This is a genomic window from Eisenbergiella sp. OF01-20 (genome assembly GCF_003478085.1).
Classification (GTDB): Bacteria; Bacillota; Clostridia; order Lachnospirales; family Lachnospiraceae; genus Eisenbergiella.
The window spans coordinates 179,875-206,616 of sequence record NZ_QUES01000001.1 but is presented as its reverse complement, the minus strand read 5'-3'; the positions used below and the strand labels follow the sequence as shown (position 1 = coordinate 206,616).

Sequence of the window (26,742 nt, the reverse complement as noted above, 5' to 3'; positions counted from 1 at the left end):
TCCTGTCGTCTGCAGCACTTCATATACTATATCTTGTATGCAGATATAAGTATAATAGAATCAGCTCCCTGTGTCAACACCTGGGGAAGCATTTCCCTTTTTCTGTCGGACAACAGGTAACCGTTACGGAAGAATACCGCTTTCCTTAACAGCCTGTACCGCCTGGGTGATGGTTTCCACCGGGAGGGTCAGCGCAAAACGCACATGTCCTTTCCCCAGTTTACCGAAACTGCTGCCCGGCGTACACAGGACACCTGTCCTTTCCATAAGCTCCATGACAAATGCCGTATCGTCTTCAAAACCTTCCGGTATCGGCGCCCAGGCGAACATGGTCCCTTCACTGTCCGGCACATTCCAGCCGATGGAACGGAATCCCCCGCAAAGCGCATCCCGCCGTTTTCTATATTCTTCACACTGCTCCAGCACCGGCTCGTCCGGCCCTGTCAGGGCCGCAATGGCCCCGTACTGCACGGGAAGGAAGGTTCCGTAATCAATCTGGGAACGGAGTTTTTTAAAATTCTGTACGAGTTCTTTATTTCCTGTCAGAAAGCCCATCCTGGCCCCTGTATAGTTAAAGGATTTGGAGAGGGAATAAAATTCCACACACACCTCTTTTGCCCCCGGGACAGACAAAATAGAAATCCCCTTCCGCCCGTCATAGATGATATCCGAATACGCATTGTCATGAATGATAAGCAGTTCATGCTTCCTTGCCCAGGGAATCAGCGCTTCATAAAAGCTGCGGGGTGCGCACTTGCAGATAGGGTTCATGGGATAGGATACAATCATAAATTTGGCTTTGTCTGCCAGCTCTCCCAACGCCTCCAGATCCGGCAGATAATGGTTTTCTTCCGTCAAATCATAGGTCATGAGCCTGGCTCCTGCCAGGGAAGGTCCTATTGCAAAAATAGGATAACCGGGATCCGGTACAAGCACAATATCATCCTTGTCACACAGAGACAGGCCGATGTGCGCAATCCCCTCCTGGGAACCATATACCGACATGATTTCCTCCGGCTCCAGCTTTACGCCATACCGTTTCCGGTAGCGGCCGATAACCGCTTCCGTCAGTTCCGGCAGATCACGCAGCGCATATTTGTAATTCTCCGGCCTGCGGGCCGCCTCTGCCACCGCGTCCATAATATCCTGCCGGGGCTGGAAATCCGGTGTGCCGACGGAAAGATTATACACAGTCCGCCCCTGCCGCACCAGTTCCTCCTTCTTCTCATTCAGCACCTGGAAAATGCCTTCTTCATAGTCCTTCATTCTGGATGCAAAACGAAGCTCCATTCTCTCCTCCATTCTGCCGTCCGGCATTTCACTGCCCCGGACGGCCTTCCTCATATCGGTCATATATTTTTTTCAGATAGTCTCTGTATTCTTCCACCACATTTCCTGGTCCCGCGAGCCTCGCTTCGGTTCCCAGGCCGGTCAGCCAGCCAAAAAACTGGCCGCTCACAGCCACCTTTACCCGGACCCGGAAGGTTCCTTCCTGCAGCCTTCTGATATCGGTATCCCTGCCGAACCGATCCATGACCACCCCGATCAGCCGGTCTGAAAAAACAAGGGCTACTGTTTCCTCCCTGCCGCCGTACATGCCGAAGGTTTTATTGGTATAGGCGGCGATATCAAAGTTCCCGAAGGCACTGCCGCCTTCTCTTTCCTCATGGGTAAGCTGTATCGTTCCCATCTTATCCACCCGGTAATGCTTCATCAGGCCGGCTTCCCCGTCATAACCGATCAGATAATAATTTTCATCGTTCCAGGACAGCGCCCACGGGCTGATTATGTACCTGCCCCCGCCTTTTCTGGGGACCAGCTTCTTATCCAGGGTCCATTCCATATACTGGAAAGAGATCTTCCGGTTTTCCTGTATCGCCCGATGGATAAAATCCACATTATAATAAATGCTTTCATTATCGGTTTTCACACGGCCCGCCACATAAACCTGCCTCTGCAGCTGCAGGGCTTCTTTACTGCTTACAAACTGTTCCAGCTTACGTATCAGCTCCCTGGATTTGCGCAGGGTAATAAAACGGGACGCCTGTACCACATCCACCAGAAGCTTCAGTTCCGGCAGTTCAAATTCGCGGTTTCCCAGATAATAGCCGCTTCCGCCTTTGTTTTTCACATGTACAATATCATACCCGAAATCCATCAGACGGGCAATATCATCGTAAATGCTTTTCCGTTCCGCACTGATATCAAACTGTCCCAGACGGTCGATCAGCTGCTGGGAGTTGAGGAAATGCTCCTCATCCGTCTCTTCCCGCAGTATTTTCAGCAGGTAAAGCAGCTTCAGCTTCTGATTAGATGATTTTGGCATGGTTTTCTCCGCACTACTCACAAAAAAGAGCGGGACACCCCACTCTTCTGGTTAATACAAACGTAATAAATCATAACTGTTCCGTATCTATACCGTTCCTGCAGAAATCCATCCCAAACCGATTCCGGCGACGGGGATTTTTGCACTTTTGAATCACTCTCTTACGGTCTGTGCAGTTACAAAAAATCTTCTTCCGTCAGGACTGCCCGTCCTGGGTATCCGCCTGAGACATTGCGGACGTTGCGGCATCCCTGGCATCCTTCTTCTTCCGGAAGCTGATACCAATAAAACAGGCAATGACAGCCAATACCGCAATCAGCACAAAAAGAAGCAGATAAGATAAAAACGAATTAAAAAACAACGTAAAATTTGTCATATTTCAAACCCCTTGCCTGACTTACAGGACTGTAGATTTATAGACCGGAACTTGTCCGGTTCCTTTACAACTAGGTCTATCATACCATTGAACAGATGGAAGCGTCAAGTATCCAAAATTACCTTTTCGCTCCCCAAAGGTAACACCTGTAACCAGCTAAATAATGCCGGTATCCTGCGCCAGGCCGTCCCCGTCCGCTGCGGAGGTTGCCAGGCCGTCGCAGCGTTCGTTTTCCGGGTGGCCGTCATGGCCTTTTACCCAGGTAAAAGTGATTTCATGCGGTTCGGCCGCCTTCAGGAGCCGTTTCCAAAGATCCACATTTTTCACCGGGCCTGATGCGCCCTTCCAGTTTTTTTTCAGCCAGCCGTCTATCCAATGCTTGTTAAAGGCATCCGTCACATATTTGGAATCGGATATCACCTCCACCCGGCAGGGGCGGTTGAGCGCTTCCAGGCCAGCGATAACCGCCATAAGCTCCATGCGGTTATTGGTGGTTTTCACATATCCTCCGGAAAGCTCCTTTTCGTGAAGCATCCCCTTCGGATCCACATACTGCAGGATGGTGCCGTAGCCTCCGGGTCCCTCCGGGTTCCCCCGCGCGGCCCCGTCCGTATAAATCGTCACATTCATAGGTTTTCTCCCTTTTTATGTCCAGTTTCCCGTTTCCAGGAAATGACCCGCCAGGCTTTCCGCCTCTTTAATAATAGCCTCTTCATATCCGATAATCCCCAGCAGGCGGATAGCATTGCGGCTCACCGCTTTACCGGTCCGCAGCACATAATTGAACAGGATATCTCCTTCCGCAATTTCTTCTTCAAAATGATAGTTATCATACCATTTTGCCAGCAGTTCCGTCAACTCGATATCATGGGTGGCGGCAAAGCAAAGTACGCCGGGCCGGTGAAGGCTCTGGAGGATCTTGGTGGAGGCCGCAATACGTTCCACCGTATTGGTTCCCCGCAGCACCTCATCCACAAAACAAAGGATCGGATTACTCTCCGGTTCCCTGGCAGCATCCAGAATCCGTTTCAGAGACTTGATTTCCACGATATAATAGCTTTCTCCTCCCTCCAGATCGTCCCGCAGGGCCATGGAAGTCATAATCCGGTACCGATCCCCCTGATAGGAATCGGCGGCACAGGTATGGATCGTCTGGGCAAGGAGAGCGTTTACGGCAACCGCCTTCAGGAAGGTTGATTTGCCGGAGGCGTTGGAACCGGTAAGCAAGACTCCCTGGTGTACGCTGATATCGTTTTTGACCGCCTCCTCCAGAAGCGGATGGTACAGGCCCTTCATTTCCAGGAAACCGCAGGATCCGTCCGTTCCCGCACCCGGTTCCCTTCTCCGGGCTTCCGCCAGCCGGGGGGCGCACCAGCCCTGAAGCAGGCCGGCACGATAGGAAGCGATGGCAATATAGCATTCCGCCCTTCCTGCAATCGTTATCATCCTGTCGATATCCTGTCCGTGCTTTTTCACCTCGCGCAGCATGGAATTAAAGCAGATGATATCCAGATGCAGAAGCATATTGATATAATCCAAAATGAGGGAAAGCGGATCTCCCGCCATACTGCTCCCGCGCATTCCCAGCATGGCGCTGTAACGGAATTTGCCAAATCTGCCTTCCAGCTCCTTCAGCTCGGCCCATTCCGCCTTCAGCACCGGAATATCTATGGAGGACAGCCGTTTGGAAAAGTCCAGGATACGGCGCACATAAGCGAAGCTGGTCAGATAAGGTTCAATTTCCCCTTTTTGTTTCATATATCCATAAATATTTATGGTAAATAAGGTGAACAGGAAAAGCATGCCAAAGGGCGGCGACGCCACCATAGTCACAATAGCAGGAATAAAAAGCAGGTCAATGATAACAGGAAACAGGCTGCTGCGCTCTCCCAGGTTGTCCAGATACGCCAGATAATCATATACGGAATACTTGCCGCTTCTGCCAAGCTGCATGTAGGCATACTGCAGTTCCTCCCGTTTTTTCTCATTATCGGAAAAATATTGGATTTTCTCTTCCATGGATATTCCGCCGCTTTCCGCGGTTTCCATTTCCCCCTCCTGCATTTCAGGTGTCCGCAGCATATAATACAGATACTCCTGCCCTGCGGAGGAATACGTGTGGTTCATCCGGAAATAAAGCGTATCCATGCTCAAATCATTCCAGGTAATATCATCAATCTGCCCGCTCTTGCTATGCGCGGAGTAATAACCGGGAATACTGGAAAGTTCCTCTTCCCCGTAATCTCGGTCCGGCTCCCTGCCGAATCCGTCATGTATCAGCCTTTTCAGGCGTTTCGTCTTATTTTTTTCATCGGCCGCCCCTTTGAGGAACACGGCCAGGACCACTCCGATTCCTATTGCCAGCACTGTCAGCCATCCCATACCTCGTCTCCTTCCTGCCTCCTATAATTCAAACACGTCTCCGCGCCCGTTTATTTCCATAATCCGGTCCGCATAAAGCCGGCCCGTTTCCGTTTCCTTGTATTTGGAAATATAACCGTATTCCTCCCACATATGCATAGGGAATACATGTTCGGCATCCGTTTTCTGGAGGAAATAGTCCATGCCATAACCGTATGCCGCTTCCAGCCTGGGATCCAGGGGCACAAATGCCACATGGAAATGAGGCCTTCCATGGCCACATGGTTTTTCAGGAGGGAACTGTTTTCCCACCGGCATGATATCGGAAATGCTGTCGATTTCCCTTTTATAGTTCACTTCCATGTTCCGGTTCCAGGAAAGCGCTTCCCCCTCCCAATGCCACCAGTTTAAGTCCCCGGCATGATAAAAGGTTTTCCCTTCCGCTTCCACGAGAAAAGCCACCCCTTCATCCGTGGACTTCAGGGTGCGGACTTCCGCAGCCGCATCCCCTTCCCCGTAAACCAACTGTGTATGGGCCTTCATGAAGGCCGCATCCGTAAGCGCATCCGGATCCGCTTTTTTGCGTTCCATCTGGGAACGGCTCAGCTTACTATCCCCGCCCAGGAAGAAATGGATATGGGGATATTGTTCCCGCAGGCCGAAAATTTTCATATTAAAATGATCCTGATGCCTGTGGGAAACGAATACCAATATGGTTTTCTGTTTATCCCATACGGGAAGCTCTCCTGTAAAATAGTCAAACAGCAGAACATGCTTTTCCAGTTCCACGGAAAAACCGCTGTGTGCGATATACGTAATTTTCATAATTCTGCCCTTCTGTTTCTCCCCTGTCTTATTAAAAGCTTCTGATTTTATCCGAACCGTCATCCACCGTTTTTTCAATGGAACGGATTACCACATAATAGCCATAGCTGCTGTTTACTTCCACATAGACCCGCTCTCCCACCTTATGCCCGAGAAGCGCCTTGCCGATTGGGGATTCCGTGCTGACCAGGCCTTCCAGGGAATTTCCCCGCATCGTGGTGACGATTTTCATCTTTTCCACCGCCTCATCCTCTTCAAAAAAAAGTTCCACCGTATTGTTCACACCCACTTCATCCTCTTTGGAATCCTCCGGGATGATCTCCGCGGTCTTAATCATACGTTCCAGGAAACGGATCCGGCTTTCATTCCTGTTCTTTTCCCTTTTTGCCGCATAATATTCAAAATTTTCACTCAGATCTCCCTGCGCCCTGGCTTCCTTTACCGCCTCCAGCGCCTCCTTGCGCACTATCAGCTTCCGGTGTTCTATCTCTTCTTTCATTCGTTTTATATCATTTTCGGTTAATTGGTTATGCATTCTGCCACCCCTTTGCCTGTACCTATGGTTTCGGGGATATTGTACCACACATTTTTCCTTCTGTTTATCCTTCCCTGAAAATTTATAAAAATTTATGTTTTTCAGTCAGCGCTCAGACAGGTCCGAACCGTTCCCTTTCCGCTTCCCCTTCCGGATTACAGGCAAAAAAAGGATCCCTGCCATATTCCCGCAGCGGATCCTTTTTATTACTATTGTTATATCTTTCCTGCCCTAATACTTACAGGAAAATATATTTCAGGATAAATAATACGGTAAGGACATACATCAGCACACTGATCTTCTTGTCCTTTGCCTTTCCTGTCAGAAGGTTCAGCAGTGTCCAGGAAATAACACCGATGGCGATACCTTCGGAAATGCTGTAAGCAAGAGGCATAGCAATGATGCAGAGGAATGCCGGAATGGCTTCCGCCATATCGTCAAAGTTAATCTTCACAACTGCGCCCATCATATAGAAACCTACGATGATCAGGGCCGGGGCCGTCGCAAAGGAAGGAATGGTCAGAAACAGCGGTGAGAAAATCAGGGCGAGCAGGAACAGGATACCTGTGGTAATCGCCGTAAGGCCGGTACGTCCGCCTTCGGTTACCCCGGATGCACTTTCCACATAGGTCGTGGTGGTGGAAGTACCGAAAACTGCACCAACGCTGGTTGCAACCGCATCCGCCATCAGAGCGCCTTTGATTCTGGGGAGTTTGCCGTCTTTGTCCAGCATGTCCGCTTTGGAAGCCACACCGATCAGGGTTCCCAGGGTATCAAACAGGTCAACAAACAGGAACGCGAACATAACCACAATGAAATCCAGGATTTTTATGCCGCCGAAATCTGCCTTGAACACCTGTCCGAAGGTCTGTCCGAAGGAACTGAAATCAAAGCTCACTATTGCGGAGGGGATAACGGAATACATTCCCGCATCCGGATTGGGAACATAAATGCCAACCAGTTCGCAGAGGATCCCAAGCACCCATGTGATAATAATACCGAACAGGATTCCGCCTTTTACCTTCTTGACAAGAAGGATTGCGGTTACAAGAACGCCGATCAGGGCAAGAAGGGCGCCGATACCAACGGAAGGGAAGGTATCTCCCTTAAAGGACTGATAGGTAAGCAGAGTGGCATCGCTGTTAATAACGATTTTCGCATTCTGCAGGCCGATAAAAGCGATAAATAAACCAATACCAACACTGACTGCAGATTTCAGGGTCATGGGAATGGCATTAAAGATAGCTTCTCTGACATTGGTCAGGGAAAGGACTATAAAAACAAGACCTTCCACAAACACGGCCATCAAAGCAATCTGCCAGGAATATCCCATATTCAGGACTACGGTATAAGCGAAATAGGCATTCAGCCCCATACCGGGAGCCAAAGCAAACGGATAATTTGCAAACAGAGCCATCATGGCCGTGCCCACAAAAGCTGCAAGTGCTGTTGCAATCAACACCGCATTGGCATCCATTCCTGTCGCGGAAAGGATGTTGGGGTTCACTGCAAGGATGTAAGCCATGGTCATGAACGTGGTAATACCGGCCATGATTTCTGTCTTGACATCGGTTTTGTTTTCCTTCAGTTTGAAGAACTTTTCTAACATCTCCCTACCTCCTAAGATTGTGTTGAAGTTATGTAATATAAAGAAAGAACACGTTATTAATTGTATACTGAAAGATGCAGAATGTCCACGATTAAATTGCCGGATTTTGTCATTTTATTCAAAAACCTGCCGCCGGAACAGTATCCAGGTACTGATGAAGTAACAGGCCAGGAGAACCGACAGGATCACAACCACCGCCCCCACCTGCACCATCAGCTTTCCCGTCCCCACATAGGCGCTGATCTGGACGGAAATCGTCCGGAAAAAATACACGGCAAATATAGCCGCACCTGCTGCTGCCATACATACAGGCAGGCCGAACCAGAAAGCCAGCTGCCTGAAAATCAGGCGGTTGATACGAGTATCCTCCACCCCCAGCTTCCGCAGGACGCCGAACCGGTAAGAATACCGGGAACCATCCAGAAGCTGCTGCAGTGCTAAAATGGTAAAACAAATGATAAAAAGCACCACGGCGGCATAGGTCATACTCGTTTTCAGGATGAAAATACCTGTGGTGGTATCGCTCACCTCCATGGAACGGGTCCGTATCAGATAGATAACCCCATCCCTGTTTATATCTGTAGGCAGTGTCTCTCCAAACAAAGCCTCCAGCCTGGCGCAGGTCTCATAAGGGACAGGCTCTGCGGTATTTATGTATCTCTGTCTTTCCGCTGCCAGCAGCTTCCCGCACACACTGTCCGGGAATACATATATAACATCTGTATACAGATTATAAACATTCTCACTAATCCCTGCATGATGCGCGTTATCCGGTGCGGGACGAAGCGTCCCTGCATCCGTTTCCACAGACGGATGTCCGTCAAGAAAGGCTTCCACCTCTTCCTCCGACGCGGTGGAACGCCACTGTGTGGTGAATGTCCCTTCTTCCAGCGAGACAGCATCAAGCCCCACCATGCGGCGCAGATGGTTGTAGTCGGAAAGGGATACCGCAAGTACCGGGAAATCACTTTTCAGCCGGTTGTAAAAAAGCTCTTCCCTTGGGAAATAAACGGACAAGGTACAATCATCCGCGACAGCGATTCCTTCTTCCTCCAGGAAATCCGTCACAAACCCATACCCGGTATCCGGAAGTTCCTCCACCTTTTCGGTTCGGTTATAGGTTGACGCCATACGGATATCGAATACCGCTCTTTCCTCCAGATAGCCCGATGCCCAGCCCACAAGGGCGGGAATGGACAGGAAAAGCCCGATGGATACCATAAGGGTCAGACAGATGAGTGTCATAGTTTTGGTGGTGGTTCTCAGCTTCGTCTGTATCTGTCCCAGGAAAAACAGATTTTCCTCCCGGCAGGCCCACTGCCTGTTTTTCTTTTTCCTCTCCACAAGGTTTCCTGTCAGGTACATGAAAGCGCAGACGGCAAAGCCGATTTCCGCGAGGATGAACATGGCATAAAGGTTTATTGTCCCCTTCCCCAGGGCGAGCGAATATTTCTGCTGCAGGATCGGTACACTGGCTGCGCTCACAATAAGCAGCAGATCTGCCGCAAGCAGACAGCCGGTAAGGACGGTAATATCCATCTTCTTGCGCAGCAGCCTTCCTGCGGGGAAAAGGACAACAAGCATAAGCCCCAGGGCCGGCGCCCCTATATTGGCGGCAAACATCACATGGACCAAGCCCGGCAGCCTGGGATCAAAATAGAAATACCTCTTGCTGATACCTGCCGCCAGCACCATCAAAAGAAAAAGGGCAAACAGGTAAATAATGCCGTGCATCCATCTGCTCTTCTTCAGCGTTTCGTTCACTTTATCCGCCTGCAGCATATCGATGACCTTAATTTTACGGATCGTCCTTATATTAAAAAGCCCGATTCCCACAAAGCTTACCAGGAAGAAAACTGCCGTCAGGAGCAGGGTATCCGGGTACAGTGTCCAGATAATCCGGTAGGGATAGCCCATGGAAGAAAGCTGCATCGCCGTGATGAGCTGTGCCAGCAGGCCTCCCAGAAGGCAGCCTATCAGCAGGGCCGCCCCTCCCATAATGAGGGTTTCGAAGAAAAACAGCCTGGCGGTAAGCTTTTGTTCCATCCCCATAATGGTCTGTATGGCAAATTCCTTCTGTTTCCGGTAAATCATAAACTGGTTGACATATCTGATCAAAAAAAGAAGCAGCAGCGTTATGACACATATGGCCGCTTTCATATTATTCCCCAGCAGGCTCAGATCAAACTGTGCCCCGATTTCCGGCTTGTAATAACTGCTCGATATGGATAAAAAAGCATAAAACATAGCGACGCACAGGGTCAGCGTCACGATATAAATCAGATAATCACCGATGGAACGTCTGGCATTCCTGAGAATCAGTTTAACGTACATCTGCCAGATCACCTCCCAGCATAGTTACGACATCCAGGATTTTACCGAAAAATCGGCGGCGGCTGTCATTCCCCCGCAAAATTTCCGTAAATATCCGTCCGTCCTTTAAAAACAGAATACGGCCGGCATAGCTGGCGGTAAAAGCATCATGGGTCACCATTAAAATAGTTGCCGAAAGACTCTCGTTCAGATCCCGCATGGTATCCAGCAGCATCCGGGAGGAATGGCTGTCCAGTGCGCCCGTCGGTTCATCCGCCAGAATAAGCCTGGGACGGTTAATCATAGCCCTGGCACAGGCACAGCGCTGCTTCTGGCCACCGGAAACCTGATAAGGGTATTTATCCAGAATATCCCGGATATGCAGTTTATCCGCCATTTTTTCAACCCGCCCGTCAATTTCCCCGGCCGGCACCCGGTTGATGGTGAGGGCCAGGGTTATATTTTCCCGTATGGTGAGGGTATCCAGCAGATTGAACTCCTGAAAGATAAATCCCAGGTTCTCCCTGCGGAACCTTGCTATATCCCGTTCCCCGATTTCGGTCACGTCTCTGCCGTCCAGGAATATATGGCCTGCACTAACCGTATCAATGGTTGATATACAATTGAGCAGCGTGGTCTTTCCCGAACCGGACGCGCCCATAATCCCTATAAACTCTCCTTCCCTGACCTGAAAGCTCACGTCGGAAAGCGCTTTTGTCAGACTTCCCGAATTACCGTAATACTTCTCGATATTGCAGATTTTTAATATATCCTCCATCTTGCCTCTCTTCTGCCGCCCGGGCGGCCTTTGCCTGTTTTTTGGGAAACGACCTTATTGTAGCAGCAGGGCGGGCGGGTTGGTATCTATTTTTCTTTCCTTGTTCTTACAAAAATGTAAGAAGCGCAGTATCACTGCGCTTCCGGTGTCCGTGCTTACATATGCGGGAAAGGCTTTCCAAGCGGAACGCCGTACTTCGGGCGGGATACTATCCCTCCTCCGTCAGCCGGCAGAAAGAATTTCGGGTAAACGCAAGCGTTATTGCGGTACCGTTTCCATCCGATTCGGCGGAAAGGCCGATTCCCAGCTTGGCACATAACCTCCTGCACAGATAAAGCCCCAGCCCGGTGGAGGAATTGCCGAGCCGTCCGTTTGTACCGGTAAACCCTTTTTCAAAAATGCGCGGCAGATCTTCGGGCGGGATTCCTATCCCGTTATCATGTACCCTTAATGCCGTTCCTTCCTCCGTGCGGACGGCGTCAAACAAAAGCTCCGGATTTTCCCGACGGTACCGCACCGCATTACCGATGATCTGATTCAGAATAAAAACCGCCCATTTTTCATCGGTAAAAACCGTATGGCCGCAGACCTCCAGACGGATCCGCACCCCATTGCTCATAAGAAGCTGTTTGTTATCCGATACTGCCTGATGGATGATATCCGAAAGCAGGATTTCCCTTATCAGATAATCCTTTTCCACGGTTTCGCTGCGGGCATAATAAAGGGCCTGGCCCGCGAAATGATTCAGCTTCTCCAGTTCCAGCAGCATGGTGCGTGTCACTTCGGATTTATTATTGCCGCAAAGAAGCTTCAGGGCCGTCAGAGGCGTTTTAATCTCATGGATCCATTGTTCAATGTATTCCCGGTACTCCCTGCGCTCCCTTTTTGCCGCGGTTACCTGCTCCAGCATGGACTTCCCCGCCATGGACAAGATCCGGTAATAAACACGGTCATCCGCCCGTGCCGGCTTATCCATAACTTCCGCTATCAGGTACCGTTCTTCCAGAGCATCTGCCAGCTTCAACAGCCGCTCCAGCCTCTTTTTCCGCAGCCGGTAATCCGCTGACAGCCAGGCGGTGATCAGCAGCAGCCAGCAGGCTGTGATAAATCCCACCGTACCCGCCCCATTTCCCACTGCGGAAAGAAAAAGGGCCAGCAGGATCATCGCAAGCGCCTGGAATATAAGAAGGAACAGATGGTCTTTTATATAATCCGTTCCCTTCATATCAGATACCCCTGACGGTGCTTCGTGCGGATATAATCCGTAAGCCCCAGCCTGGCGAGCTTTTCCCGTATCCGGGATATGTTCACACTCAGCGCGTTGTCATCCACGTATATCCGGTTATCCCACAGATATTCCACGATATCGGCCCGCGAACAGATCTTTCCCGCATGGCGGAACAGATAAACCAGAATTTTCATTTCGTTTTTCGTCAGCTCCTCCTGCTTTCCCGCACAGGCCATCCTGCCGCTCTCCGGGCAGAGACACAGCCCCCGGTGTTCAAGGCTCTCCGCCTTCCCGGAGGGAACGGATCTTTTTAAAAGGGAAGCGATCCTGGCAAGGAGGATCGCCACATGATAGGGTTTGGTAATAAAAGCGTCACCGCCCAGCATAATACTGTTTAGTTCATCCATATCCGTATTTCTGCTGGTGACAAAAATAATCGGCGCCGTAGAAAAGGTGCGGAATCCCGAACAGATTTTAAACCCGTCCTCCCCGGGCAGATTGATATCCAGAAGAAGCAGATGAGGCTGCCATTCCCGAATCTGCCCCAGGGTATCCGAAAAATCCGTCACCATCCCCACTTCATAGCCGTTCCCCCGCAGAAGCGTACCTAATTCCTTCCGGATAACAGGATCATCCTCCACCAACATTATCCTGTAATTCATCCGCTCCTCCTCTCTTCCCCTGTCGGCTCTGTATCGCAGGCATCGGCCGGCCCGGCTGTTTTCATACATAGTGCCGCCCGTTGGATCGGGCATGGCAGGTTACTGCGCACTGAGCCGGTTTATGATTTCGTTAGCTTTTGCATACAGGCCCTCCACATCATCGCAGCAGAGGAATTTGCCGTCATAGTAGAGGATCTGCCCGTCAATCATAGTCATCTTCACATTCTGTTTGCTGCCGCTGTAAACAATGTTCTTTTGGATATTGTTCAGGGGCTGCATATTGGGCTGATGCAGATCAATCATAATAATATCCGCCTTCTTGCCCTCCGCCAGGATATCACAGTCAGGAAGGCCCATAGCCCTTGCCCCGTTTACCGTAGCCATGCGGAGCACCTCCTGCGCATCCACGGCGGATGCATCCTTTTCCCGCAGCTTGGCAAGCCCTGTCGTCAGGAACATTTCCCGGAACATATCCAGACAGTTGTTGCTGGAAGCGCCGTCCGTTCCGATTCCCACATGAATTCCTTTTTCCATGAAGCGGGTAATAGGCGCCACTCCGCTTGCCAGCTTGGTGTTGGATCCGGGGTTGGTGATGATATGAAGGCCCTTCCGGGCAAAAAGGTCCATATCCTCTTCCGTGAAGTAGACACAATGGTAGCCGCCTCCGCCGTAATCGAACAATCCCAGGGAATCCAGGAACTGCGGCGGGGTCATCCCATAACGCTCCAGGCATTCATCCGTTTCCGTCCTGGTTTCCGACAGATGGGTGAAAAGCGGCGCCTTATATTTGTGAACCATTTCCGACACCTGCTCCAAAAGCTCCCTGGAACAGGTATATTCCGCATGGACGCCAAGCATATAGGAAATCAGGGGGTGCATCCCGTTCAGGGTGCGGTAACGTTCCTCCATCACCTCAAGGGCCGGCCCGAACTTATTCAGCCCGCTCACCAGCACACAGCGCATTCCCATATCCACACAGGCCCGGGCAATATCCTTCGGGGATAAATACATATCAAATATCGAGGTCACGCCGGTGGTGAGGTATTCCAGGATGGCGAGCTGTGTGAGGTCGTAGTTATCCTGCTCCGTCATTTTGGCTTCCAGCGGGAAAATCTTGGTATTCAGCCATTCCTGAAGCGGCATGTCATCCGCAAAGGAACGCATGGCCACCATGGCGGAATGGGTATGGGCATCCTTGAAGCCCGGCATCAGCACATTTCCGTCACAGTCAATTTCCTTGTCCGCAATCAGCCCGATGCTCCCTGTCCTCTTACAGAATTCATCCAAATCCGTGCCGTCCCCGATATAGAGGATCCTGTCATCCTCCACCCAAAGTTCCCCCTGCAATAGCCCGCAGTCTCCATCCATTGTCATAATCCGGGCGTTGTACAAGCGTATTTTCATATTCGGTCAGTCTCCTTTTTATCCATTATCCTTACCTGTTACTCACAGTTCGTTATTTTACCGGACAATTTACGGCGGCTGTTCTTTGGCCTACAGATCAGCCGGGCCGAACCCCTCCGGCAGAAGTTCCTTCAGCGTATAAACCCTGTAGTCATCCTCCGATACCGCCACAATCACTTCAAAGGTATCCGGGCTGCAGAATTCCATCATCACCTGCCGGCATACCCCGCAGGGCGTGGTGTAATCCGTTAATGCCCCCTGCTTTCCTCCCACCACCGCTATCGCCCGGAAAGCGCGCACGCCTTCACTGACCGCCTTGAAAAAAGCGGTCCTTTCCGCGCAGTTGGTAGGGGTATATGCCGCGTTTTCCACATTGCAGCCCGTGAATATAAGCGGCTCTCCGTCTTTTTCATAGGCGGCCAGCAGGGCGGCGCCCACAAAAAAACCGGAATAAGGCGCATAGGAATTTTCCCTGGCCCTTATCGCTTCCTTTATCAGCCTTCTGTAATCCGTCATGCCCTTTCCTTTCTTCCGGCAGAATCCCGTTTCCGTCTTTCTTCAGCCCTTCAGCGCAGCCCCGAATTTCTTTACCGATTCCGTTACCAGCGTCTTGAACGCAGGTGCCGCTGCGTTGGCCGCCTCCTGTACCTCTTCATGGGTGAGCGGGTTATCGGTCATCCCTGCCGCCAGATTGCATACACAGGATATGCAGCAGATTTTCATTCCCATATGGTTTGCGGCAATGGCCTCCACAACGGTAGACATCCCCACCGCATCCACATCCAGTTTGTGCAGCAGCCTGATTTCCGCAGGCGACTCAAAGGAAGGCCCCGTAAGCTGGGCATAAATGCCTTCTTTCAGGCTAATTCCCTGTTCTGCGGCCGCTTCACGGATGAGCGCCCGGAGATCCTCGTCATATACATGCGTCATATCCGGGAAACGCACGCCCAGCTCGTCCGGGTTGGCACCAATCAGCGGATTCGGCGCCCAGAGGGAAACATGATCGGTCAGCATCATAAAATCCCCTGCCGTAAAGGACGGATTGATGCCGCCGGAGGCGTTGGTCAAAAACAACACTTTGGCTCCCATCAGCTTCATCAGCCGGGTGGGCAGGACCACGTCGGAAATGGGATAGCCTTCATAGTAATGCACTCTTCCCTTCATACACACTACCGGTACCCCGCCCACGTAACCGAAAATAAACTTTCCTGCGTGTCCCGGTACGGTGGAAACCGGAAAGCCTTCAATATCATGGTAATCCAGCTCCGCCTCCACGCGGATATCATCGGCATAATCGCCCAGGCCGGATCCGAGTACAATTGCCACCTCCGGCTGTAAATCGATTTTCTGCTTTACACTTTCGTAGCATTTTACCAGTTTATCATATACAGGATTCATATATGACCTCCTTACATAGAATTAAAAACAGTTTTTCAGATGCAAATCCGTTTCTGCAACCAGTATAGCAGAATCCCGTCAGGATTCCTAGATAAAAAAGCAGACTTCCCCCAAAAAACAACTGCCCGCTGTTTTCCCGCCTCCCCTGCAAATACCGGTTGGGTGCGTGTCCGCCGGATACACGCAGAAAACCGGAAGGCATCCGCCTTCCGGTCCGTCCCGTATTATGCCGGTAACAGTTCAGACAAGTCCGGACTGCTGCCGTAGCCGTCAAATGATAATGCAGACCATTCCGCCATTGCTGTCGTTTACGATCTTCTGCATGGTTTCCTGGAGCTTCACCTGGCTTTCGTCACCAATCATGGAAATCTTGCCGGTGATTCCGTCGTTAACCAGCTGTTCCACCGTTTTCCCGAAAATATTGGTTTCCCAGATACCCTCGGAATCCTTTTCCGCATCCGCAATATAGCTGATCAGATCCTCCGCCTGTTCCTGGGTTCCCACGATAGGGGCGATTTCTGTAATCACGTTTGCTTTTATCATATGGATAGAGGGGCTTTCCGCTTTGATTTTCACGCCGAATTTGTTTCCGTGCTTGATGACCTCCGGCTTATCCAGCTTGATCTCCGCCCGTTCCGGCGTGACCACCCCATAGCCCTTGAGCCGCACGGATTCCATGGCATGGAGTACCTTGGTGTATTCCCTGCGCATCTTGGACATTTCCTTCAATACGGAAATGAGCTGGTATTCACTGGATACATTTTCGCCGATCAGTTCGCTGAGCATCTCATAATAATACTTGTCATCCACATCCAGAACGACCCGGATGCTCCCGTCCGCCATATTGATTTTTTCAACAATACACCGTTTGATGTAATCGCTGTCTACCGCCACCTGGGTATTGATGACATCCTTTACCGTGTCAATGCCATCCATAAGCGTCCGGATCTTCTCTATTAAATCCGCTTTCAGCTTATGGGTGTTCGGCAGCATTTCCACCCATTTCGGCATGTAAAATTCTATCATGGTCACCGGGAACTCGTACAGCACCTTTTCCATAATCTGGTTGATGTCATCCCGTTTCAGCTGTTCACAATTGACCGGTATCGCCGTCACCTGATATTTTTCCTGGATCGCGGCAGCCGTATGGATAGCATCCTCTCCGTAGGGGCGCTCCGAATTCACCAGCACCAGGAAGGGTTTATGCAGCTTTTTCAGCTCCTGGATGGTTTTCTCCTCCGGCGCTATGTAGTTTTCCCGTTTCAATTCCCCGAAGCTGCCGTCCGTGGTCACCACAATCCCTATCGTGGAATGGTCGTTGATAACCTTTTTGGTTCCGATTTCCGCCGCCTGGGTAAAGGGGATCTCATAGTCAAACCAGGGCGTTTTCACCAGACGCTCTTCCTCATCCTCCATGTGCCCGGCAGCGCCGTCCACCATAAAGCCCACACAGTCCACCAGACGCACCTTGACATTCACATCGCCGCTCAGGGTGATCTGGGCCGCCTCCTTGGGTATGAATTTGGGTTCCGTAGTAGTTATGGTTTTTCCTCCCGAACTCTGGGGAAGTTCATCCTGTGCGCGTACTTTTTCCGATTCGTCGGCAATGTATGGCAGTACCATCAGATCCATAAAGCGTTTGATGAAGGTAGATTTCCCGGTTCTCACGGGTCCTACCACGCCGATGTAGATTTCTCCGCCGGTACGAAGCTGAATGTCTTTGTATAAATTTTGTGTATGCAAAGTGTCCATAATATAAATCCCCTTCCGCTTGCCTAGCTGTTACCAATATATGCAGGGAAAGGGAATGATTATGCAAAAAAAGCGTAATCTTACTGTGAATTTACTGCACAGCTCTGTCGGAACCGCCGCTGCTCCACACCTCCCGGGGAAGCAGGGTATCGGGGGTATGGTACCTTCTATGGTATTCTTTGATTTTTTCCTTCAGAACCTCCGTAATGCCCGCATATTCCGGCCTTCCGTACAGGTTCTCCCGCTGCAGGGGATCCCGCTTCCTGTCAAACAGGATATGATCATGAAACATACCGCCCCGGTAGCCTCTGCCCACATAGGCCAGTTCATATTCCTCCGTAATGATCCCTGTTCTCGGCACGTCGCTGGGAAAGATGCAGACCTCCTTCCTCCCTTCTTTTCCTGCCAGCAGTTCCCCGGACAAATCCTCCCCGTCACAGGGATAGCTGTAAGGAATACCCAGCAGCCCGGCAAGTGTGGGGGCAAAATCCGTCATCCGAAGCCAGGCGGGACTGCGAAAACCCGCCTTTTTGCATTCCGGCAGACGGACCAGCATGGGGATATGGTATACGCTCTCATACAGGTTGTTTTTTTCCATCAGCCCGTGCTCGCCCAGATAATCCCCATGATCCGTGGTAAAAATCACCACGGTCTTTTCCAGCAGGTTTTCTTTCCGCAGCGCATGCAGAATTTTCCCCACATTATCGTCAATACATTTCACCGCTCCCAGATACTGGGCCTTCAGCCGCCGGAAGTGGTCCTCCCGTTCAAAAAGGCCGGCGGGAAAATAATGGTGCCGGCCCCATTCGTCCTCCTCCGCCCAGTCGGGGAGCTTTTCCTCATAAAAAGTTTCCGGGATTTCCATATCCAGCGGATCGAACATGGTATCATAAGGTTTACGGACCCGGAAGGGCTGGTGGGGATCCGGCATGCTCACCATAAAAAGGAAAGGCTGCTCTTTTCGCTGCTCTTTCAGGAAGCGTATGGTTTCATCCGCCAGCCAGTCCGTGGTATAGGAACGTTCATCCCCCACCTGACCGGACAGAATAAGCCGGCCGTCTTTGCGTTCCACCGATTTGCAGTGTCCGAATTCCACCTGGTAATCCCAGCATTCAAAACCCAGCCGGTTACAGCCCTCCAGACTCTCCCCCCGCTCCCGGTGATCCCCCAGATGCCATTTTCCCGCATAGCCGGTCCTATAGCCGGCGCTGCAAAATGCCTCCGCAAAGCCATGCTCCCCCGCTCCCACAGGCCGCCCGTTGGATAGCGCCCCGTTGTTATGGGGATATCTTCCGGTCATAAAACATCCCCGGGAAGGGGTACATACCGCGCTGGGGGTATAGCAGTTCTCCAGCAGGATTCCTTCCTCCGCCAGGGAATCGATATAAGGCGTTTCCACCTCTTTTCCCCCGTAACAGCCCAGAACATCCCTTCTGAGCTGGTCGGTCATAAGAATCAACACATTTTTCATCCGTCATCTCCTAATCTGTTACCGTCAGGCCCGCCATTTTAAAGGGGAAGAAATGCGTCCTGCTCCCAGCAGCGCTTTCTCTGCCCCCTGCCGGTTACCGGCAGCTCTTTTCCGCAATAAGGATCCCGGCTGTATGCGGCAAACCATTCCTCCAGCCGCCCTCTCATTTCACCGATCCGTTCTTCATATCGTTTGTCCCCTATACGGTTGTCCCGTTCCTCCGGATCCGTTTCCAGATCATAAAAGGCATCCGGCCCCTGGGGATAACGGAGCACCAGCTTTTCCTTCCTGGTACGGAGCATACGCACAAAGCCATACTCATCACAGATAAAGATATCTTCTTCTTCCCCTTCCTCTCCCTTCAGAAAAGGGACCAGGCTTCTGCCCGGCTGCTGGTCCGCCGGCCGATAACAGCAGCCCGCAAGCTCCAGCAGGGTGGGGAAAATATCACACTGCACGGCGATCCGTTCCGTCACAATCCCTCTGTGTTCCAGGAAAGGGGCAGACAGCAGAAACGGCACCTTAACGGAAGAATCATACATATTGGGAGGATAAGTTCCGTTGCCCTTTCCCCAAACGCCGTGATGCCCCATATTCATTCCATTGTCGGAGGTGAAAATAACCACCGTATCCTTCGAAAGCCCCGTATTATCCAGATAATCCAGAATTCTCCCCACTCCGGCATCCATGGCGGTTATCGCGGCAAAATATCCGGTCAGGTTCTCCCTGCGCTTATCCGGCGTATCCCCAATGGGACAGGTATTTATCTGCCACGGGTGAAGAGGTTCCTCCGGCACGGAGGAAAATCTGCAGTTTTCATAAAGCTTCAGGTATTCGGGTTTATGCTCCTGCGCCTCCCAGGGGGAATGGGGCGCCGTGTAATGGACACTCAGATAAAAAGGGGCATCCCCCTGCCCCAGCTCTTCCAGATATTGCAGCGCCTTGTCCGTAATCACATCCGTTATATATTGATTTTCATTGGTAAAATGACCGTTTTCAAAGGTATCTCCATGAAAATACCTGCAGCCTCCCGTCCCGATGGTAAACCACCGGGAAAATCCCTGTTTCCTGCAGGGATTGTTACCCAGATGCCATTTTCCGCTTAAGGCGCACCGGTATCCGGCCTCCGCCAGGTATTCCACATAGGTTTTCTGCCCTTCCAAATAATCGATCCCCTGATCCGGTTTCCGGAAATGCGCATGCCCCGCGGCTTCGGGATACGCCGCAGTATCCATATTACCGCCTGCAATCCAGTCATGCACCCCGTGGGCGGAGGGCATTTTTCCCGTCATCACGGAAGCCCTCGCCGGTGAACAGACGGGTGAGCTGCAGAAAAAATGGGAGAACCGGATTCCCTGTGAAGCAAGGCGGTCCAGGGAAGGCGTTACGATCTCCTCATTTCCGGCACAGTGCATCGCCCAGGCCCCCTGGTCATCGGTAAGAATAAATACAATATTAGGCTGTTTCTTCATCCTCTCTTCCTCCTATCCCTTCAGGGAACCTATCATAACGCCCTTCACGAAATGCTTCTGCACAAAAGGGTATAAAACCAGCACCGGCAGGGAAGAAACAATAATCACGCCATATTTGATCGTCCTTGCAATCTGCTTCATCAGCTCGACGGCTTCCGGATCGGTCACCGACGGATCCACCGATTGGCCGCTGATTAGGATATCACGCAGAATAAGCTGCAGCGGATATAATTTGGCATCGCTCACATAAATCAAACCGTTAAAAAAAGAATTCCAGTGCCCTACCGCATAGTAGAGAACCATGATTGCTATAATGGCTTTGGATAAGGGAAGGACAATTTTTATAAAGTACTGGAAAATACTGCAGCCGTCTATTTCCGCCGCTTCCTGTAGTTCCGGCGGCATCGTATTCAGGAAAAAGGTACGGCACAGAATCAGGTTAAACACAGAAAAGGATCCGAGAATCATGAGTACATAGGGCGTATTAACAAGATGCAGCCCTTTTACCACCAGATAGGTGGGAATCAGGCCCCCGGAGAAATATTTGGTCACAATCAGCATTTTCATCACGAATCCCCGCCCCGCCATATCGGTTCTGGACAGGGCATAACCAGCCGGGATGGTAATCGTCAGCGCGACCAGCGTACCGAAAAAGGTATAGCGGATGGTATTATAGTAACCGCTCCAAATCCTCTGATCCCGGAAAATATAACGGTAGCCTTCCAGCGTAATACCCTTGGGCCAGAACAGCACCTGCCCCGATGCCACCAAATCGGGATCACTGACGGACGCAATCACAACGAACAGCAGGGGATATAGAATCAGCAGGGATATGAGGGTTACACTGGCATAAACGATAAAGGTAAACAAATAATCCGATCGGTTGTTCTTCCATTTTAAAAGCATCGCTCTTCCTCCCTTACCATAAGCTCACATCCGACGTCCTGCGGGCAATCCGGTTCACCGCCAGCAGAAGAATCAGGTTGATTACATTGTTAAACAGGCCGATGGCCGCAGAATAGCTGAACTGGCCGCTCTGGATACCAATTTTATATACATAGGTGGATATGATTTCCGAATAATCCAGGTTGACGCTGTTCTGCAAAAGGAAAGCCTTTTCAAACCCCACATCCATGATTTCCCCGGCCCTCATTATGAGCATGATAACCATGGTGGGTACAATGGAAGGGATGTCAATATAAAGCATGCGCTGGAATTTGGTGGCCCCGTCCACCCTGGCCGCCTCATGCAGCTCAGGCCCCACGGAGGTCAGCACGGATATGTACATGATGGACCCCCAGCCTATACTCTGCAGCACGCCGGACCATACATAAATATGCCGGAAATTCCTGGGATTGGACAGGAACGCCACCGGATCGAGCCCCAGCAGGGCCAGGATCTGGTTCACGATCCCGTCGCTTGCCAGGAAAATCAGGATCATACCGCAGAAAACAACGGTGGAAATAAAATGCGGCGCATAGGTGATCATCTGTGCCGCTTTCTTTCCTTTGGCATTGGTCACATAATTTAAAAACAACGCAAACAGGATGGGAAGGGGAAATCCTGCCGCCAGGGAATAAATACTCAGCGCCAGCGTGTTCCATAATAAATCCTTGAACTGGTAAGAGCCGAAAAAGGTCTGGAAATGTTTCCAGCCCACCCAGGGGCTTCCCCAGATTCCGTCTAAGGCCCGGTAATCCTTAAAGGCCAGCTGGATCCCGTACATGGGAAGATAATTAAATAAAATAATATAAATAAGCATGGGCAGGATAAATAAATAACACACCCAGCTTTTTTTCAACAGCCGCATACTGCTTCTTCCGGCGCCTTTTCTTCTTCTGCCGGATCGTTTCAAGGACTTACTGCCTGTCATACTGCTCCTCCTCTATCTAAAACCGGGAAAGGCCGGGTCATATGCTCCTGTGCATATCACTCCGGCCTCCCGTGTACCATTTCACCTGCCGGCGGACAGGAAGGACGCAACTGCGCGCACTTCCTGTCCGCCTTGCAGCTTTCATGCATGGTGATGCCCGGTGAACCGGGCATGAAAGGTTACTTCCCGGAATAGGAATCCACATATTCCTGGCAAAGCGCGGTATATTCCTCTGCTTTCAGGTTTTCCAGGTTTTTGAGATGAGCGTTCCACTTTTCTTCATCAATACCGTTAATCACGGAATCCGCAATAAACTTCTCCAGATAGGTATCAATATCGGCAATCAGAATCGCCCTTCTTTCCGCATTTTCCAGGCTTGCCGTCCCTGCGGGCAGGCCGATTACACCGAAGGGTATCTGTTCCTTAACCGCCTGAAGCTTCCAGTCATGAGGCCATTTATCATCATACTGCAGCGCCTGATCGTATTCATTTCTCCAAAGGGAAGGGGTGGATCCCGCAAAGCTCTCCGCATTCCGGTACTCGGGAACCGATTTGTAGCCGCCGTTGGCCTCCAGGACCTCGGGTGTCATGGTCAGGAACTGGGGAACCTCTTTTCCGTTTTCCTCCAGGATTTCCCACCATACGCCTTCCGCGCCCCTGCCCCAGGTAAGGGCCATTTCCAATGTGGAATTGATATAATCATACCAGCGTACCAGCGCTTCCGGATTCTTACAGTTTCTGCTGATGGCAAAGCCGCCTATTTTGGTCACATTATTGATTCCCACCATCTGGGTTCCGTCTTTTCCTTTAAGGACGGGAACTGCCTGATAACGGCCTTCCCCCGCGGCCCCATTGTCCACGCTGCATTCATCTCCGGAATAACCGGCCATCACTCCGATAATATCCCCGGAGGCCCCTCTTGCGCTGTACTGCTCATCGCTCATGGTAAAAACATCCTTGTCTATCAGACCTTCCTTGTATAAATCGTGCATCCATACAAGAGCATCATAATATCCCTGTTCTCCTGCGCTGAAGGTCACCTTTCCGTCCTTGGTGAATACATGGTATTCATTCTCCACAACGCCGAAAGGCCCGAACAGGTTTTCCATTGCCGTTCCCCAGCCCCAGGCTTTTGCAAAGGTAAGAGGAATTTCGTCTTTCGCGCCGTTGCCATTGGGATCTCCGTCCCGGAAAGCCACCAGCACATCCCTGAACTCCTCCGGTGTCTGCGGCATTTCCTTCCCCAGCGCTTCCAGCCAGTCCGTATTGATCCAGAACTGGGAATCAATGATATTTTGGGTGGATTCGTCCCCTATGGGCAGGCAGTGGATTTTACCATCCGGCGCAACCAGGCTTGCCGGATAATCGTCCCTGCTGTCAAAAAAGGCGGTAACGGCAGGTGCATAGCTTTCCAGATAGTCGTCCAGGGGCGCCAGCTGTTCGTAATTCCTCGCCATGTCCACATCGCCCAGCACCGCGTCCGGCAGGCTGTCCGTACTGAACATGATGTTGATTTTTTCCTGCCAGCCCGACTGAGGGATTTCCACCCATTCAATATGTATGTTCGTCGCTTCCTCCGCTGCTATCACACAAGCCTTATCCGCGGCCGCCTTCAAAGTGCTTCTCTGAGGAACCGCAATGGTGAAGGTTTCCTTTTCTTTTAAAATGGGAAGCCCTTCTGCATTGAAGTTGCTGTCCGCACTGCTTTCCGCTTCCCCCCGGGACTGTGCCTGCGTTTCCTTTTTTGGATCCCCCTGGGCCTCTCCCGACGTTCCTGCCTTTCCTGCGCATCCCATCAGGGTACTGCCCAGAAGCACCGCACTCATTACTATGGCTCCTGTTTTTGTCATTGTTTTTCTTTTCAAAACAATCCCTCCTATAAATACACCGACATCTGTTACATCCCTTTCCGACACAGAACCGGACGGCCTCACCGCCGGCCCTTTCGGAAGATGTCTGTAGCATACCCCTGTTTACGCATTCCGGCTATCTCCTGCTGTTGCACTTTATCCTTCTCTCATGCATATCATACAGTCCTGCTTACCATTATCCTTTTCTCTTGTATCGATTCACCAAACCGATATACCTACATCCTGCTTTTCCATACATTTTCACGGTACCCTCCCGGTGTTATCCCTTCATATTTCTTAAACATCTCTATAAATACGGTACTGTTCCCGTACCGGAGGAGCCGGGCTATTTCCGAAATCTTTTTATCACTGCCGGCCAGCAGCTCTTTGGCCCGATCCAGCTTTATCTTATCCACATACTGGGAAATGCTGACCTGCATATTTTTTTTAAAGAAATGACTGAGATTGGAAACGGACGTATCAAAATAGGCCGCCATATATTTCACAGTAAAATTATCATCCAGATAATGTGCATGGATATAGTCCAGGATATCCGCGATATTTTTTTTCCTGTAATTCCCCTGGAAGGCATCGCTGCCATTCCCATCCTCTTCCCGGGAAAGGTCGGCCTGCTCCCCAATCATCCGGTCAAAAAAACGATCCATCCCCTCTTTAGTCAGCTCAGCGTCCTCTTTCCCGGAAAAAAACTCGCCGGGCTCCCGGTTCAGAATATGCATCACCTCCCAGGCAATGCACAGGGCCATGCTTTCCTTGACCTCGGAAACGATATCCTTCAGTTCGGAAAGAAGGATGACCGTACGCACCGTATCGGAAAGCCCCGCCGCTTCCTTAAGCGCCTTCAGTTCCTGCTCCGGGAACTGCTGCTCCTGATGCTGTTCCCGGCGCAGCTCCTTTCTCGCTTCCTCATAAGAAAGGCGGATTTTGCTCACATCCGATGTAATCCTTCCCACTCCCAGCTTCACGCCGTTCCCGGAAAGCTTTTCCAGCCTGCGGGTGATCTCCCCGATGGATTCATCGGAACAGACCAGGTACACATACATTTCTTCAAACAGCACGACACGGTAGGCCGTGGAAGCGCTGTATTCATTCATCTGGCTGCCGAACAGTTCATAAAGCTCCCTGTTTTCTTCTATCTGCGGGAACACGGCAAAAAACAAATGCCTTCTGTTAATATGGATACAGCTTCTCAGACAGCGCTCCCAAAGCTCGTCCCCGGGTTTCACTTCCTTTGTAAGCAGCTCATAAAGACAGTTTTCCGTCCGCAGCAGGTTCCTTTCCTCCTCCAGCATTTCATTATTGTCCAGCAGACTTCGGAACGACCGGTACTTTTTCCCGGAATAATAAAATGCCAGGAAAAGCCCCACAAAAACGGAACAGAGTATCCAGATTCCGTAGCCTTTAAAATAGCTTACGGCGCTTCTGGATATTTCCGCTTTGGACACAAAGGTCATGGCGGCAAAACCAGAACCCATATCCGTGACATTCGTGTAGTACTCTTCCCCATCCAGAAGGGTTTCCCAGCCCCTCTCCCCTTCCAGAAGCATACGGTTATCGCCTTCCCTGGAAGAAAAAAGCACCTGATCCTGAAAAGAGATCAAAGTAATATCCTCGTAGGGCAGCCCGGTGCCGCCGAACTGTTCCATCAGCCTGCTGTCCCGGATCACATATAAAAGATACTGGGTATCGGATTTCCCTTTTTCCACCCAGGTTACCAAAGGGCAGATAATCACAATTCCCGTACTGCTGCCTCCGTAAAGCTCCGCTTTCACCGCATACAATCCCCTGTCCTCCATGCGGCTGAACAGATTTCTGTCCAAACGGCAAATCCGCGAAAAGAACAGCTCCTCCGTAAGGGTCCCTCCGGATGAAATGATCTTCTTCTCCCCGTCACAGATGTAATAATACATACTGTCCGCAAAAGGGAAGGTGCTTTCCTTCTTTTTCAGATCCTCCGCCATTTCCAGATAGGATACCGGCGGTTTCTCGGAATACTGCCGGTTGTAGATTTTGCTGTAGCGGCAGTCCGCATTATAGGCACTGATTACCGCTATCTGCTGCTTGAAATAATCCGCCTGCCGCTCCGCCGACAGGGCGGTCTCATCCATGATTTTCTTATAATGCTGTGTGTGCACCATGTAAAATACACTGAAGCTCACAAGCAGAAGCGGAATCAGCAGCACGATATTATAGGTGATTACAAACCGCAGATAACTGACATTTTTATTTCTTTTTTCCATTTCCCCACTCCCCGGTCTTTATATAAACTCTTCTATTTCCCCATAATTTATTATACCGGAATCCCTTTTCCCCCTCTACCTTTGTTTTTTGAACATAACCTCATGCATTTGAACGATAGGGGACCTCCGCATACATAAAGGCACAAAAAAACCTTCCCTTCCGCCGCCATAAATACATTTATGGCCGGCGGAAGAAAAGGCCGGTTACCTGTTTCCGCTTGGCTTCTTACAATCTGCGCCGTACATGCACA

The 26,742-nt window shown here is 50.8% G+C and carries 22 protein-coding genes; all 22 read right to left on the bottom strand.

Annotated elements, in window-relative coordinates; all coding sequences use genetic code 11:
• Window positions 1–123 precede the first annotated feature (123 nt).
• Window positions 124–1,290, bottom strand: coding sequence for a pyridoxal phosphate-dependent aminotransferase (locus DXA36_RS00915; protein WP_118676371.1), 1,167 nt, complete (start codon window positions 1,288–1,290; stop codon window positions 124–126).
• 28 nt (window positions 1,291–1,318) lie between these two features.
• Complete coding sequence (locus tag DXA36_RS00910) at window positions 1,319–2,326, bottom strand: helix-turn-helix transcriptional regulator (protein WP_118675806.1); 1,008 nt, start codon at window positions 2,324–2,326, stop codon at window positions 1,319–1,321.
• A 196-nt stretch (window positions 2,327–2,522) separates the two neighbouring features.
• Window positions 2,523–2,702, bottom strand: a complete 180-nt coding sequence (locus tag DXA36_RS00905; protein WP_118675805.1) for a hypothetical protein — start codon at window positions 2,700–2,702, stop codon at window positions 2,523–2,525.
• A 156-nt stretch (window positions 2,703–2,858) separates the two neighbouring features.
• Window positions 2,859–3,332 (bottom strand): ribonuclease HI, encoded by a 474-nt coding sequence (rnhA, locus tag DXA36_RS00900; protein ID WP_118675804.1) that lies wholly within the window; start codon window positions 3,330–3,332, stop codon window positions 2,859–2,861.
• 15 nt (window positions 3,333–3,347) lie between these two features.
• Window positions 3,348–5,084, bottom strand: coding sequence for a MutS-related protein (locus tag DXA36_RS00895; protein WP_118675803.1), 1,737 nt, complete (start codon window positions 5,082–5,084; stop codon window positions 3,348–3,350).
• A 21-nt stretch (window positions 5,085–5,105) separates the two neighbouring features.
• Window positions 5,106–5,888 (bottom strand): MBL fold metallo-hydrolase, encoded by a 783-nt coding sequence (locus tag DXA36_RS00890; RefSeq protein ID WP_118675802.1) that lies wholly within the window; start codon window positions 5,886–5,888, stop codon window positions 5,106–5,108.
• Between the two features lie 31 nt (window positions 5,889–5,919).
• A complete protein-coding gene (locus DXA36_RS00885; RefSeq protein WP_118675801.1) occupies window positions 5,920–6,423 on the bottom strand; it encodes a GreA/GreB family elongation factor in 504 nt (167 codons plus the stop codon).
• 238 nt (window positions 6,424–6,661) lie between these two features.
• Window positions 6,662–8,032 (bottom strand): NCS2 family permease, encoded by a 1,371-nt coding sequence (locus DXA36_RS00880; RefSeq protein ID WP_118675800.1) that lies wholly within the window; start codon window positions 8,030–8,032, stop codon window positions 6,662–6,664.
• A 114-nt stretch (window positions 8,033–8,146) separates the two neighbouring features.
• Window positions 8,147–10,366, bottom strand: a complete 2,220-nt coding sequence (locus DXA36_RS00875) for an FtsX-like permease family protein (RefSeq protein WP_118675799.1) — start codon at window positions 10,364–10,366, stop codon at window positions 8,147–8,149.
• A complete protein-coding gene (locus tag DXA36_RS00870; protein ID WP_118675798.1) occupies window positions 10,356–11,123 on the bottom strand; it encodes an ABC transporter ATP-binding protein in 768 nt (255 codons plus the stop codon). The genes DXA36_RS00875 and DXA36_RS00870 overlap by 11 nt, the downstream gene beginning before the upstream one ends.
• A gap of 208 nt (window positions 11,124–11,331) precedes the next feature.
• Complete coding sequence (locus DXA36_RS00865; protein WP_118675797.1) at window positions 11,332–12,348, bottom strand: sensor histidine kinase; 1,017 nt, start codon at window positions 12,346–12,348, stop codon at window positions 11,332–11,334.
• Entirely contained in the window at window positions 12,345–13,013 is a 669-nt protein-coding gene (locus tag DXA36_RS00860) for a response regulator transcription factor (RefSeq protein WP_118676369.1), read from the bottom strand. The genes DXA36_RS00865 and DXA36_RS00860 overlap by 4 nt, the downstream gene beginning before the upstream one ends.
• 99 nt (window positions 13,014–13,112) lie before the next feature.
• A complete protein-coding gene (locus DXA36_RS00855; RefSeq protein WP_118675796.1) occupies window positions 13,113–14,417 on the bottom strand; it encodes an amidohydrolase family protein in 1,305 nt (434 codons plus the stop codon).
• Window positions 14,418–14,507: 90 nt separating this feature from the next.
• The gene (locus DXA36_RS00850; protein WP_118675795.1) at window positions 14,508–14,933 is read right to left on the bottom strand and encodes a cytidine deaminase; all 426 of its coding nucleotides are present in this window, start codon (window positions 14,931–14,933) and stop codon (window positions 14,508–14,510) included.
• Window positions 14,934–14,975: 42 nt separating this feature from the next.
• Window positions 14,976–15,815, bottom strand: coding sequence for a purine-nucleoside phosphorylase (locus tag DXA36_RS00845; protein ID WP_118675794.1), 840 nt, complete (start codon window positions 15,813–15,815; stop codon window positions 14,976–14,978).
• Window positions 15,816–16,085: 270 nt separating this feature from the next.
• Window positions 16,086–17,558: a stage IV sporulation protein A gene (spoIVA, locus tag DXA36_RS00835; protein ID WP_118676367.1), complete on the bottom strand. Its 1,473-nt coding sequence runs from the start codon at window positions 17,556–17,558 to the stop codon at window positions 16,086–16,088.
• 100 nt (window positions 17,559–17,658) lie between these two features.
• Complete coding sequence (locus DXA36_RS00830) at window positions 17,659–19,038, bottom strand: sulfatase-like hydrolase/transferase (RefSeq protein ID WP_118675792.1); 1,380 nt, start codon at window positions 19,036–19,038, stop codon at window positions 17,659–17,661.
• A 38-nt stretch (window positions 19,039–19,076) separates the two neighbouring features.
• Window positions 19,077–20,510, bottom strand: a complete 1,434-nt coding sequence (locus tag DXA36_RS00825) for a sulfatase-like hydrolase/transferase (RefSeq protein WP_118675791.1) — start codon at window positions 20,508–20,510, stop codon at window positions 19,077–19,079.
• Window positions 20,511–20,522: 12 nt separating this feature from the next.
• On the bottom strand, window positions 20,523–21,416 hold the full coding sequence (locus tag DXA36_RS00820; RefSeq protein ID WP_118675790.1) for a carbohydrate ABC transporter permease: 894 nt from the start codon (window positions 21,414–21,416) through the stop codon (window positions 20,523–20,525).
• Between the two features lie 13 nt (window positions 21,417–21,429).
• On the bottom strand, window positions 21,430–22,383 hold the full coding sequence (locus DXA36_RS00815; protein WP_118675789.1) for an ABC transporter permease: 954 nt from the start codon (window positions 22,381–22,383) through the stop codon (window positions 21,430–21,432).
• Between the two features lie 179 nt (window positions 22,384–22,562).
• Complete coding sequence (locus DXA36_RS00810) at window positions 22,563–24,248, bottom strand: extracellular solute-binding protein (protein WP_243114533.1); 1,686 nt, start codon at window positions 24,246–24,248, stop codon at window positions 22,563–22,565.
• 221 nt (window positions 24,249–24,469) lie between these two features.
• Window positions 24,470–26,491: a helix-turn-helix domain-containing protein gene (locus DXA36_RS00805; RefSeq protein WP_118675788.1), complete on the bottom strand. Its 2,022-nt coding sequence runs from the start codon at window positions 26,489–26,491 to the stop codon at window positions 24,470–24,472.
• Window positions 26,492–26,742 lie beyond the last annotated feature (251 nt).

Coding starts and splice junctions, on each gene's coding strand:
- DXA36_RS00915 (WP_118676371.1), bottom strand. CDS start 1,290: ATGGAGCTTCGTTTTGCATCCAGAATGAAGGACTATGAAGAAGGCATT.
- DXA36_RS00910 (WP_118675806.1), bottom strand. CDS start 2,326: ATGCCAAAATCATCTAATCAGAAGCTGAAGCTGCTTTACCTGCTGAAA.
- DXA36_RS00905 (WP_118675805.1), bottom strand. CDS start 2,702: ATGACAAATTTTACGTTGTTTTTTAATTCGTTTTTATCTTATCTGCTT.
- rnhA (WP_118675804.1), bottom strand. CDS start 3,332: ATGAATGTGACGATTTATACGGACGGGGCCGCGCGGGGGAACCCGGAG.
- DXA36_RS00895 (WP_118675803.1), bottom strand. CDS start 5,084: ATGGGATGGCTGACAGTGCTGGCAATAGGAATCGGAGTGGTCCTGGCC.
- DXA36_RS00890 (WP_118675802.1), bottom strand. CDS start 5,888: ATGAAAATTACGTATATCGCACACAGCGGTTTTTCCGTGGAACTGGAA.
- DXA36_RS00885 (WP_118675801.1), bottom strand. CDS start 6,423: ATGCATAACCAATTAACCGAAAATGATATAAAACGAATGAAAGAAGAG.
- DXA36_RS00880 (WP_118675800.1), bottom strand. CDS start 8,032: ATGTTAGAAAAGTTCTTCAAACTGAAGGAAAACAAAACCGATGTCAAG.
- DXA36_RS00875 (WP_118675799.1), bottom strand. CDS start 10,366: ATGTACGTTAAACTGATTCTCAGGAATGCCAGACGTTCCATCGGTGAT.
- DXA36_RS00870 (WP_118675798.1), bottom strand. CDS start 11,123: ATGGAGGATATATTAAAAATCTGCAATATCGAGAAGTATTACGGTAAT.
- DXA36_RS00865 (WP_118675797.1), bottom strand. CDS start 12,348: ATGAAGGGAACGGATTATATAAAAGACCATCTGTTCCTTCTTATATTC.
- DXA36_RS00860 (WP_118676369.1), bottom strand. CDS start 13,013: ATGAATTACAGGATAATGTTGGTGGAGGATGATCCTGTTATCCGGAAG.
- DXA36_RS00855 (WP_118675796.1), bottom strand. CDS start 14,417: ATGAAAATACGCTTGTACAACGCCCGGATTATGACAATGGATGGAGAC.
- DXA36_RS00850 (WP_118675795.1), bottom strand. CDS start 14,933: ATGACGGATTACAGAAGGCTGATAAAGGAAGCGATAAGGGCCAGGGAA.
- DXA36_RS00845 (WP_118675794.1), bottom strand. CDS start 15,815: ATGAATCCTGTATATGATAAACTGGTAAAATGCTACGAAAGTGTAAAG.
- DXA36_RS00830 (WP_118675792.1), bottom strand. CDS start 19,038: ATGAAAAATGTGTTGATTCTTATGACCGACCAGCTCAGAAGGGATGTT.
- DXA36_RS00825 (WP_118675791.1), bottom strand. CDS start 20,510: ATGAAGAAACAGCCTAATATTGTATTTATTCTTACCGATGACCAGGGG.
- DXA36_RS00820 (WP_118675790.1), bottom strand. CDS start 21,416: ATGCTTTTAAAATGGAAGAACAACCGATCGGATTATTTGTTTACCTTT.
- DXA36_RS00815 (WP_118675789.1), bottom strand. CDS start 22,383: ATGACAGGCAGTAAGTCCTTGAAACGATCCGGCAGAAGAAGAAAAGGC.
- DXA36_RS00805 (WP_118675788.1), bottom strand. CDS start 26,491: ATGGAAAAAAGAAATAAAAATGTCAGTTATCTGCGGTTTGTAATCACC.